This window comes from Micrococcus sp. KRD026 (assembly GCF_017168445.1).
Classification (GTDB): domain Bacteria; phylum Actinomycetota; class Actinomycetes; order Actinomycetales; family Micrococcaceae; genus Micrococcus; species Micrococcus luteus.
Window position 1 is genome coordinate 115,654 of the sequence record NZ_JABFBA010000019.1, and the last position, 10,198, is coordinate 125,851.

General features: G+C 65.3%; 14 protein-coding genes and 3 pseudogenes. 6 read left to right on the top strand and 11 right to left on the bottom strand.

Annotation, left to right across the window (positions count from 1 at the left end):
* Window positions 1-128: 128 nt before the first annotated feature.
* Together istB and J1M40_RS06945 are read right to left on the bottom strand one after the other, a co-directional pair.
* On the bottom strand, window positions 129-914 hold the full coding sequence (istB, locus tag J1M40_RS06940) for an IS21-like element helper ATPase IstB (protein ID WP_010078636.1): 786 nt from the start codon (window positions 912-914) through the stop codon (window positions 129-131).
* A pseudogene (locus tag J1M40_RS06945) lies at window positions 911-1,474 on the bottom strand (IS21 family transposase); the annotation flags it as partial. The pseudogene J1M40_RS06945 and the gene istB, both read right to left, overlap by 4 nt.
* A 593-nt stretch (window positions 1,475-2,067) precedes the next feature.
* Here J1M40_RS06945 and J1M40_RS06950 point away from each other — a divergent pair.
* The 4 genes from J1M40_RS06950 (at window position 2,068) to J1M40_RS06965 (ending at window position 4,276) form a co-directional block, all read left to right on the top strand.
* Entirely contained in the window at window positions 2,068-2,490 is a 423-nt protein-coding gene (locus J1M40_RS06950) for a co-chaperone YbbN (protein WP_101966232.1), read from the top strand.
* 320 nt (window positions 2,491-2,810) lie between these two features.
* Window positions 2,811-3,194 (top strand): co-chaperone YbbN, encoded by a 384-nt coding sequence (locus J1M40_RS06955; protein WP_101966233.1) that lies wholly within the window; start codon window positions 2,811-2,813, stop codon window positions 3,192-3,194.
* A gap of 157 nt (window positions 3,195-3,351) precedes the next feature.
* On the top strand, window positions 3,352-3,852 hold the full coding sequence (locus tag J1M40_RS06960) for a hypothetical protein (protein WP_144820275.1): 501 nt from the start codon (window positions 3,352-3,354) through the stop codon (window positions 3,850-3,852).
* Window positions 3,853-3,913: 61 nt separating this feature from the next.
* Entirely contained in the window at window positions 3,914-4,276 is a 363-nt protein-coding gene (locus tag J1M40_RS06965) for a hypothetical protein (RefSeq protein ID WP_180951267.1), read from the top strand.
* Window positions 4,277-4,336: 60 nt separating this feature from the next.
* Here the strand turns inward: J1M40_RS06965 and msrA (J1M40_RS06970) are convergent, their stop codons facing one another.
* The 6 genes from msrA (J1M40_RS06970) to msrB (J1M40_RS06995) all read right to left on the bottom strand — a co-directional run bounded on the left by msrA (J1M40_RS06970) (window position 4,337) and on the right by msrB (J1M40_RS06995) (window position 7,513).
* The gene (gene msrA, locus J1M40_RS06970) at window positions 4,337-4,894 is read right to left on the bottom strand and encodes a peptide-methionine (S)-S-oxide reductase MsrA (RefSeq protein ID WP_101966235.1); all 558 of its coding nucleotides are present in this window, start codon (window positions 4,892-4,894) and stop codon (window positions 4,337-4,339) included.
* On the bottom strand, window positions 4,891-5,367 hold the full coding sequence (gene msrB, locus J1M40_RS06975; RefSeq protein ID WP_251393508.1) for a peptide-methionine (R)-S-oxide reductase MsrB: 477 nt from the start codon (window positions 5,365-5,367) through the stop codon (window positions 4,891-4,893). Before msrB (J1M40_RS06975) ends, msrA (J1M40_RS06970) begins: the two co-directional genes overlap by 4 nt.
* 130 nt (window positions 5,368-5,497) lie before the next feature.
* On the bottom strand, window positions 5,498-5,989 hold the full coding sequence (locus tag J1M40_RS06980; protein WP_206450626.1) for a carboxymuconolactone decarboxylase family protein: 492 nt from the start codon (window positions 5,987-5,989) through the stop codon (window positions 5,498-5,500).
* Between the two features lie 18 nt (window positions 5,990-6,007).
* Complete coding sequence (locus tag J1M40_RS06985) at window positions 6,008-6,427, bottom strand: GNAT family N-acetyltransferase (RefSeq protein WP_101966237.1); 420 nt, start codon at window positions 6,425-6,427, stop codon at window positions 6,008-6,010.
* A 52-nt stretch (window positions 6,428-6,479) separates the two neighbouring features.
* Entirely contained in the window at window positions 6,480-7,040 is a 561-nt protein-coding gene (gene msrA, locus J1M40_RS06990; protein WP_101966238.1) for a peptide-methionine (S)-S-oxide reductase MsrA, read from the bottom strand.
* Entirely contained in the window at window positions 7,037-7,513 is a 477-nt protein-coding gene (gene msrB / locus J1M40_RS06995) for a peptide-methionine (R)-S-oxide reductase MsrB (RefSeq protein ID WP_101966239.1), read from the bottom strand. Before msrB (J1M40_RS06995) ends, msrA (J1M40_RS06990) begins: the two co-directional genes overlap by 4 nt.
* 126 nt (window positions 7,514-7,639) lie before the next feature.
* On the opposite strand from msrB (J1M40_RS06995), the gene J1M40_RS07000 reads away from it, so the two are divergent.
* On the top strand, window positions 7,640-8,077 hold the full coding sequence (locus J1M40_RS07000) for a GNAT family N-acetyltransferase (protein ID WP_101966248.1): 438 nt from the start codon (window positions 7,640-7,642) through the stop codon (window positions 8,075-8,077).
* Between the two features lie 14 nt (window positions 8,078-8,091).
* Window positions 8,092-8,625 carry a carboxymuconolactone decarboxylase family protein gene (locus tag J1M40_RS07005; protein ID WP_101966249.1) on the top strand — a complete coding sequence of 178 codons (534 nt, stop codon included), beginning with the start codon at window positions 8,092-8,094 and terminating at the stop codon, window positions 8,623-8,625.
* Window positions 8,626-8,719: 94 nt separating this feature from the next.
* Here J1M40_RS07005 and J1M40_RS07010 read toward each other — a convergent pair.
* From J1M40_RS07010 to J1M40_RS07020, 3 genes and pseudogenes are all read right to left on the bottom strand, one after another.
* Window positions 8,720-9,310: pseudogene (locus J1M40_RS07010) on the bottom strand (proline racemase family protein); the annotation flags it as partial.
* A 69-nt stretch (window positions 9,311-9,379) separates the two neighbouring features.
* Window positions 9,380-9,580 (bottom strand): hypothetical protein, encoded by a 201-nt coding sequence (locus J1M40_RS07015; protein ID WP_206450628.1) that lies wholly within the window; start codon window positions 9,578-9,580, stop codon window positions 9,380-9,382.
* Between the two features lie 287 nt (window positions 9,581-9,867).
* Window positions 9,868-10,198 (bottom strand): annotated as a pseudogene (locus tag J1M40_RS07020) (hypothetical protein); the annotation flags it as partial.

Consider the following 10,198-nt stretch of genomic DNA (forward strand, 5'->3'; position numbering starts at 1 on the left):
GTGTCAAGGGCCATTGAGTTCTGCCCATAGGCGGCCAGTGTTTCTTCCCGCTGGTGGCCATCAGAACTGCCCACTGGTGGCCAGCTGGTTTGCCCGTTTGGGTGGTGGTGCTGGCCACCGTGATGGGATCAGTTCAGTGGCATGACTCCCTTCCCGGCCATTGCCTGGGTCATCCGTACGGAGTCTCCGGTGGTCTGGCAGACGTGGGCGTGGTGCAGGAGCCGGTCCACGGTGGCGGTGGCCAGGGTCTTGGGCATCAGCTCGTCGAAGCCGGCCGGGTGCAGGTTCGAGCTGATCGCTACGGAGCGTTTCTCGTAGGCGGCGTCCACGATGCGGTAGAGGCCCTCGGCGGCATCGTCGGCGACCGGCAGCAGGCCGATGTCGTCGATGACGATCAGGTCGGCGCGCAGGATTCGGGCGACGGCTTTGGTGATGGTGTCATCGGGCCGGTGGGCCCGGATCATCGCCCCGAGGTCCTCCAGGGTGAACCAGGCCACCCGCTTGCCCTCCTCCACGGCCTGCTGGCCCAGGGCCTCGAGGAAGAAGGTCTTGCCGGTGCCGGAGGGCCCGCAGACCACGAGGTTCTCTCTGCGCGAGAGCCATTCCAGGGTGCGCAGGGACTGCTGGGTCGGGGCCGGGATCGAGGAGGCGCCCGGATCCCAGGTCGTGAAGGTCTTGCCGGTGGGGAACCCGGCGGCCTTGCGCCGGGCGGCGAGCATGGATCGGGCCCGACCGGTGGTCTCCTCGACCAGCAGGGCCTTGAGGACCTCGGCCGGCTCCCAGCGTTGGGCCCGGGCGGTGGCCAGTACCTCGGCGGCGATACCGCGGGCGTGGGGCATCTTCAGCTGCCGCAACAGCGCCTCCAAATCGGCCGGCAGCGCCGGTGCGGCGGTGTTCGGGGTGTGGATGCTCACCGGGCTGCCCCCTCGGTGTTGGAGGTACCGAGGCCGGCCCAGCCGGCGGTGCCCTGGGTCAGGGACCGTTCCTCGGTGGCGGTGTGCATCCCGGTGCGGTGGCCGGCGGCGGTGAGCAGGGAGGCCAGGTCGCCGTGGGCGAAGCGCTGGTGCACCGCGGCCACCCCGAGGGCGCGGTCGACCTGGTCGGTGCCGGCGAGCTTGGCCAGGGTGACGGCCTCGGCCATCTTCTGACCGATCCGGCTGGTGCCGGCCGCGGCGGCCTCCACCAGCCAGGTCCTCGCTCCGGCCCCGATGGCCAGGAACTCGGCCTCCGCCGCCGAACGGGGCACCGGGGTGTAGTCCCCGGGCACCTTGTCCGTCTCGTGGCCGGGGAAGTGCGCGTCGTCGATGGCCGGGGACCCGGGCCGGGCCACCCGGTGCCGGGCGACCTCCACCGGCCCCTGCGCACCGGCGTGCATGATCACCACCATCGAGTCCGGTCCGGTGCCGTGATGGCGCACGAACACCTCGGCCCCGAGCAGGTGCGCGGGCACCGAGTACTGGGCGTTTTCGAAGGCCCATCACGGTGGCCAGCACCACCACCCAAACGGGCAAACCAGCTGGCCACCAGTGGGCAGTTCTGATGGCCACCAGCGGGAAGAAACACTGGCCGCCTATGGGCAGAACTCAATGGCCCTTGACACAAGCCGGCACCGAGCCAGATGCCCGGAGGAGTCCCCGCATCGGTGTAGTACCCCGTGAGCGCGGATGCGGCGTCTCGATCGCGGTCGCCCGCTACGACTGACTTGAGCAAGTATCGATACCCCTGGCCGGCGCTCATCACCCGTATCGAAATGGTCATGCATGGTAGGTGGAGCGGCGCATACACACCGACACGCGTGATTCGAGCCCGCCATCAGAAGTGGAAACGCGCGACGTGCGCTATTTCGAATCAGAACACGCGCGTCCGGGTGGCGCGACCTAGCGCAAACGTCGATCATTGAGACTGGACCAATGAGTCCGGAAATCGGCTTGCGGGACAGGGCAGAGCGCGCTCGGCGCACAACAGATAAGAGACACGATGCGGGGGTCGCCCCGCAGCCACCGGGGTCGCCGCCATTCCGTTGCCCCTCCAAGACCGCCGCGTCGAAATTGACAGGAGCATTGACCCATGACCGTGGTTGCTTTGACTGATCAGAGTTTCGTAAGCGTGGTTGCGACGACCGAACTCGTCGTCGTCGACTTCTGGGCGAGCTGGTGCTCTCCCTGCCGTGCCTTCGGTGCGATCTACGAGAGGTCATCCGTCGAACAGTCACACGTCCTGCACGCACGCGTCGACATCACCAGCGAGCTCCAGGCTGCGCACGTCGCACGCGTGGCCGCCGTCCCGGCCCTACTGGGGTACCGAGACGGCGCACGAGTCTTCAGCCATACCGGCACGCTTTCTGAACCAGCGCTTGCTCGCATCGTCCAGGCACTCAACGAGAGTCGTCGCTCGGGTGCCGGCGTCGAGGCCGTGTCGGACGCCACCGAGATGGAAGTCGATCCTCTGGAGCAAGAGCACACTCATCCGGTGATACCCCCCCGGTGGTGAATGACCGTCACAACGATCGGGTCCGACAGCAGCACGTAGTCAGCCGTACGCGGGTGGCGACGTTGACGACGCCGGGAACCTTCGCGGCGCCCGAAAGCCGACCGCTACCGAGGCTCGCCTCGCGAGCCCGACAAGCCTGATCTTGGACGGAAAATCCGGCGATCGCGTGTAGCGACGTGTCGACTCGCATCTCCGCCCCGCTGCTGACGGTTATCGCTACGCCGCCAACAGGTAGCCGCGACCTTGCGCAGTCCCGCGCGATCGAGGACTATGTAACAGGACCACGAAGTCCAATAAGGTTGTTCACGAGAGGACCAGAGATGGCGACGATAGAGGTAACAGACGAGAACTTTCAGGAGGTCACGGGCCGCGATGGGATCGTGATCCTCGACTTCTGGGCGACCTGGTGTGGTGCGTGCCGAGCGTTTGCCCCGGTGTATGAGGCCGCCTCCGAAGAGCACCCGGACATTGTGTTCGGCAAGGTCGATACAGAGGCTGCGGCTCAGCTGTCGTCGGAGATCGGCATCCGTGCATTGCCTACCGTGGCGGTCTACCGCGACTCGATCAGGGTGTTCATCCAGGCTGGCGCACTGCCGAAGCCGGCGTTGGAGGACCTCATCGCTCAGGTGCGAGGGCTGGACATGGAGCAGGTCCGTGCCGAGCTCGACAACCACCAGCACGAGCCGGGTCACGTTCACGCCTAGCCGCCGCGGCGCGAAGCGAATTGGTGACGGGCGGTCCTCCTCGCCCGTCGCCGAGGGGCAGTGGCACACGAAGGCGCAACTATCTCGACGGGAGCCTCAACGATGGACGTAGATGGGCACGCAAGCCTGTGCGGCATGCCCCCGATCAGTTGGCGCGATGTCTGACATACGTTCGCCAGTCCGTATTGGCGACGACGCGGCCGTTCTGGATCTCGTCCCGCTGGCCTCCGATATGCCCACGGTCGAGGACCTGCGGATGGTGCTGGCCGCATATCGGATCAGAGGAATGCTCGGTTTCCGCTCAAGGAGAGCAGAAGTGGCGCGCATACGCCGGGAGGTCACTGGCGCGGTGCACGCTGTGCAGCCGCGGACGGTGGTGATGGTGTTCGAGGGTGCTGACGGCGCCTCACGGCGACGTGTGGACCGCATCGCACGGCACGTCACCCGCGACATCAGAGTGGCAGCGACCAACGCGGTCGGGTCCGACACCACGGTGATCGGGCTCGTTGTCATGACGGGACAAGAGCGAGATCTCGCCGCGACTTGCGTGCGGCATGTCGCCGTGGAACCGCCCGAGCGCGGCGACGGTCTCGTCTTTCACGCCGCCGACCTCCGGCGCGCGAACATCTACGAGCTCATCGAGGAGGCCGTTGTTTGATGGAGACCGCGTCTAGCACGAAGACGAGGGCCGAGGCTCCGTACGCTGGGAGAAGCCGATCATGAAGCATGGCGACGTCGTCCTCGCCGAAGACATTGCTTACGCGGTGACAAGAGGACCTCTCCGATACGCAGACGGGGCGACACAGACGTTCGACCCCGCCGGCGGCACTGTGTATGTCGAGTATGGGCGGTCCACTCGCGGCGAATGGTACCTCGACGCGACGGGGCGTTTCTGCTCCTTCTGGCCTCCGAGCTACCGGGCCTGCTATGACGTTCGATGGATCGTTGAAGACCATCTTGTTGCTGGGCTCAGCTTCCGGAATGGGTCCTACACCGCCGAAGGGCGATACGAGACGCCCATGCTCGACGAGCTTGTGATGAACGAGCTGCAGGTCTGGGCCGACGACGGCGGAGCTCACTAACTGCTTCCCTATCGACCGGGAGGGTGTGTTCACCCTGGTGAGCACACCCTCCTCCTTTGATCAGATCGCCGCATGCGCCGCGCGAGGCGGAAGCACCCAACCTGCACGAGGGAAGTGACACGTGTAGCCGTTCGGATACCGCTCCAGGTAGTCCTGGTGCTCAGGCTCTGCCTCCCAGAACGGGCCTGCCGGCTCGATTGTGGTCGCGACGCTGCCCGGCCACAGGCCGGAGGCGTCCACGTCTGCGATGGTGTCGCGGGCGATCTTCTCCTGCTCCGGGGTGACGGGGAAGATCGCTGAGCGGTAGCTGGAGCCGATGTCGTTGCCCTGGCGGTTGACGGTGGTCGGGTCGTGGATCTGGAAGAAGAATGCCAGGAGATCACGGTAGGTGGTCTTGGCGGGGTCGAAGACTACCTCCAGCGCCTCTGCGTGACCGGGATGACGATGGTAGGTGGCGTGGCTGTTGCGACCGCCGGTGTAGCCGACTCGTGTCTGCAGCACGCCTGGCTGGCGGCGGACCAGGTCCTCCATGCCCCAGAAGCAGCCGCCGGCGAGAACCGCCGTCTCGGTGCCGGGTGTGCGGGTGATCTGGCCGGCGTCGTGGATGCCACTGGTCATGATGCGTTCTCCTCTGTGGTGTCGGTGGTGTCGAACAGGGAGCGGTACTCGCCGTATCCCTGTGCCTCGAGCTCCGCTGCGGGGATGAAACGGAGTGCGGCCGAGTTCATGCAGTAGCGCAATCCCCCGGCATCGGCAGGTCCGTCGTCGAAGACGTGCCCGAGATGGCTGTCGGCTCCTGTGGATCGGACCTCTGTGCGCTCCATCCAGAGCTTCCGGTCGGTCTTGGTGTGGACGGCGTCCGACTGGATCGGTCGGGTGAAGCTCGGCCATCCGGTGCCGCTCTCGTACTTGTCGGTGGATGAGAACAGGGGCTGGCCCGAGACCACGTCGACGTAGATGCCGGGCTCGTGGTTGCTCCAGTACTCGTTGCAGAACGACGGCTCGGTGCCGTCCTCCTGGGTCACGCGGTACTGGATCGGGGTGAGACGGCTGAGCGCCTCGGACGTCTTGGGGTAGTTACTGCTGGGCACGATTCCTCCGTTTCTGCCGCCGCTGGCTTGCGGCGTCACTGGAGATAACGTCAGAAGTGGACCTTTTGGTCCCGCTTTCCTGAGAGAATGCTGTCCTTTTCGCGGCGTTGCGGGGCGTCCGTTCTCGACTCTAGGAGAGCTTCCCTTCAGCATCTCGCGCTCGCACGGGGTGCTCGCTGAGGATGGAGATCCTGTTGAAGATGTTGATGGTAGTGGCCACCCATTCGGCGCTGACGAAAGCTTCCTGACCGAGGGCGCTTCGGGCGGCGAGGAGGTCGGCCTTGCTGTCTTCGCTCAGCGGGAGCGTGGTCGCTGTCTCGGCGACTGCGAGCAGCGCTGCCTCCCGGTCACTGAAGAGCGTGGACTCTCGCCATGCTGGGAGCAGGTCGAGCTTCTGCTGCGGCACACCCAGCTTCCGGGCTTGCCGGGAGTGGAGGTCTAGGCAGAAGACACATCCATTGAGCTGCGAGACGCGGATCTTGATGATCTCGCCTTCGGCGAGTGACCGCCCGTGCTGAGCGGCTTCTCTAGAAATCGCGCTAGCGAAGGTTGTCGCTGCTTTCCATGCATCGGGGAGGGCTTTGTCCATGTACGGGAGCGAGTGTTCTTCGAGGTGGGTCATGGCTGCCTCTCTTGCGGCTCAGTGCCGTCGTCCGTGCCTGCGTGAGTGCGCGTTGCCAGGGAAGGTGGGGTCGACGACATCCGCGTACTCGGGATGGGAGTGGACGAATGCGGTGGCGAATGGGCACGTCAGGGTCACGGTCCGGCCCTCGGTGCGAAGCTTGTCGAGGACGCCGCCGAGGAGCTTGCCGGCAAGCCCTTTTCCGCGGAACTCAGGAAACACGGATGTCGCGAGCAGAGTCACCCGGTTGCCGGTCTCGGCGTACACAAGTCCCGCAACGGTGCGGTCCTCGACGCGGAGTTCATAGACCGATGCGCTCTCGTCGTTCGTGATGTTCGTGACTTCGGCGAGCGAGTCGGCGGTCCGGGACGAGTCCAGTTCTCCGAGCACCTGATCGGTACCTCTCAGCGTGACCATGCCGTCCTGGCTGCTGTCCATGTGTGTCCTGTTTCCGGCGCGATCGTCCGAGGTTCGCTGAGATCCGCCGTCGCTATGCCGGCGCGTCCGCCTCGGTTCGGCTCGGCAGCACCCAATCGGGGCGTTCGAAGTGACATGTGTAGCCGTTGGGGTATGTAATCAGGTAATCCTGATGCTCGGGCTCGGCTTCCCAGAAAGAGCCCGCGGGCTCGATGGTGGTGACAGGCTTCCCCGGCCACAGACCGGATGCGTCGACGTCGGCGATCGTCTCGCGGGCGATCTGCTCCTGTTGCATGGAGGTGGGGAAGATCGCGGAGCGGTAGCTCGTGCCGTAGTCGTTGCCCTGGCTGTTGAGGGTCGTGGGGTCGTGGACCTGGAAGAAATAGGCGAGGATGTCGCGGTACGTCGTCTGGGTCGGGTCAAAGACGATCTCGATCGCCTCGGCATGCCCGGGGTGGTTACGGTAAGTCGGGTGATCGTTCTCGCCTCCCGTGTAGCCGACACGGGTGTCAACCACGCCCGGCTGGCGACGGAACAGATCCTCCATGCCCCAAAAGCAGCCGCCCGCGAGGACGGCGGTCTCGGTGTCGGGGTTGCGGGTGATCTTTCCGGTGTCATCGATGCCGGCGGTCATGCGACGACTCCTGTCGAGCCGGCATCCGCGTCGAACAGCGAGCGGTACTGCCCGTATCCCTCTTCCTCGAGGGATGAGGCCGGGACGAAGCGAAGGGCGGCGGAGTTCATGCAATACCGGAGCCCCCCAGCATCCTGCGGTCCGTCGGGGAAGACGTGGCCGAGGTGGCTGTCCGCACCGGTCGAACGCACCTCGATGCGAGGCGTGACCAGCTGATGATCGGTCCTGGTGTCCAGGGCGTCGTCATCGATCGGCCTGGTAAAGCTCGGCCAACCGGTGCCGCTGTCGTACTTGTCGGTCGAGGAGAACAGCGGCTGCCCGGAGACGATGTCGACGTAGATGCCGGGCTCGTCGTTCGCCCAATACTCGTTGTCATAAGCAGGTTCGGTGCCCTCTTCCTGCGTGACGTAACGCTGGTCCTCGGTGAGGCTGCGTAGCGCCTCCTCGGTCTTCACGTAATCCTTCGCGCTCATGGTCTCCTCCTGGGTGAGATGGTCCGCTCTTCAAGATTACTGATATTGGACCCTAGAGTCCATACATCGCTAAGCTCGAGTCAGGGCTTCAGACCAACTCATCGCGTTCCAACTCGGGAGATTCACATGACCGGTTTTCACTTCCCGCCTCAGCTCTCACCTGACGAGTCGGACCCCGCAGGACACGGTGGATTTCACATTTCCCTCGACCAGCGCGCTCTCGTGGACGAGATGCGGACGCCGGCGTCGACAGATGAGGCTTCGTTCTCGATCGCGCGGGACGAGTCGCGCGACGTGTTCGTCGCGACGAAGGATGGCGTCGAGTTCGGCGGGGTGTTGTTTGATGAGAAGAACGACCGTGTGCTGCTCCTCGCCACATCGATCCTTCCTGAGTACCGTGGAATGGGGCTGGCCGCCGCCCTCACGCGCAGGGTGCTCGACAGCCTCCATGCTGAGGGCAAGCGCGTGACCGTGAGATGCCCCGTCTTCCGCTCGTTCGTGCAGCAACACCCGGAGTACGCAGCCCGGCTTGGCGCACAGGTGCAGGCGGGACGGGGATGCTGATGTCTCGGCGTGACATGAATAGTTTCGGCCCGGTTCTCGAGAACGTGAGCTTCCGCAACACCCGGTTCGACCCCAACCAGACCCGCTTCGGGCGCCTGGCGGGCAAGATGGCGGCCGCATTCGGATACTCGGCTGACCTTCCGGGTGATCGACGACTGTTACAACTGCTCCGACTGCGAGTCGCGCAGTTGAACCCCTGCTCATACTGCCTGATCTTGCACACCGAGGTTGCGATCAAGGTCGGGATTCCCCCGGTGGTCATCGCCCACCTGCCGTCCTGGCGGGAGAGCACGATGTTCTCCGCTCAGGAGCGCGCCGCGCTTGCGTACTGTGAAGCCCTCACCGTTTTCAGTCAGGAGCGGTTTGCGAAGGCACACGATGAACTGCGGATCCACTTCAGCGAACGTGATGTCGCGGAGATGGCGGCGGTCATCATCAACATGAACCTGTGGACCCGTCTCAAACTCGCCCAGGGAGCTGTGCCGATCGCCTCAGCTTCTCCTCCAGCGGATGAGCCGACGGCGCCTGACGCAGGTGGCCCCGCATAGCAGCGGGGACCCGACGCGCGACCCCGAGTGGGCGGATCTTGCGCTTTCACCGAACCAGGTTGGCCCCCGCAGGTGACAGCCGACGCTGACGATCTCATCCGGCAAGTAGGGAGAACTCCTGCATCCAGGTGTCGGCGACGGTGAACCCCTGCGGGTACGGGTCGGTGGGATGCAACCCCATCTGGGAAAAGCCGGTTATCCAGGCCTGACCTGCCACGGCGGGGACGACCGCGTCGTACGGACCGACCGTTGTGAGGGCGTCGATCGACGACGTGAACCGGCTGCCGGTTATCGATTCGTGGACGAACAGCTCGCCCGGCCGGATCAGTCCTTGCGCGTGCAGCAGCGCCAGCCGCGCCGATGTGCCGGTACCGCAAGGCGAGCGGTCGCAGCGGCCAGGCGACACCACAGCGGTGTTGCGCGCGGTGAGCACCCCGGCGTCATGGCGCAACGGACCCATCATCTCGAAGTTGGTGATGCCGGGGATACGCGCGTCAACGGGATGCTCGACCTCCAGTTGCTCGCTCGCGGCTTTTTTTACTTGCTCGCCGACCTCGCAGATTTCTCGTGCCTCTGACGGCGCAATCTCGAACCCGAGCTCCTCGGCATGCACCATTGCGAACGTCATCCCGCCATATGCGACGTCGAGTCGGACGGCGCCAAGCCCCTCGACCTCGACGTGTGCGTCGCGGTGGTGTCAAGGGCCATTGAGTTCTGCCCATAGGCGGCCAGTGTTTCTTCCCGCTGGTGGCCATCAGAACTGCCCACTGGTGGCCAGCTGGTTTGCCCGTTTGGGTGGTGGTGCTGGCCACCGTGATGGGTCCACCGGCCCCTGCGCACCGGCGTGCATGATCACCACCATCGAGTCCGGTCCGGTGCCGTGATGGCGCACGAACACCTCGGCCCCGAGCAGGTGCGCGGGCACCGAGTACTGGGCGTTTTCGAAGGAGACCATCGGCGTGTTCTCCGGCACCTTCCGTCCCACCCCGTAGGCCACGGTGTGCGCCGTGGCGGGGATCCGATGCAACTGAGCCGCCCCCTTCATTCGGTCCGGACGTTCTGTGAGTCGTCGGTTTCCATTTGATGGGTGCACTGCCGAGCGTACTCGGCTGGGGTTAGGGCGTGTTGCTAAAGGGTAGTAGTCAGCCAATGCAGTGTCGCGGCGAGGCAGAGCCCGGCGTGATAGCTCCGGGCGTACTTGTCCGAGCGCATCGCGATTCCTCGCCACTGTTTGAGCCGGTTGTCCACCGGCCCCTGCGCACCGGCGTGCATGATCACCACCATCGAGTCCGGTCCGGTGCCGTGATGGCGCACGAACACCTCGGCCCCGAGCAGGTGCGCGGGCACCGAGTACTGGGCGTTTTCGAAGGAGACCATCGGCGTGTTCTCCGGCACCTTCCGTCCCACCCCGTAGGCCACGGTGTGCGCCGTGGCGGGGATCCGATGCAACGCGCTGGTCTCCTCGGCGAGCATGTGGTCCGGGCGGCGCCGGGTCACCCGGTGCTCCCGGGAGTTCACCATGGCCATGAACCCCGCGCAGGCGGCCTCGAGCTCAGCGAACGAGGCGTACTGG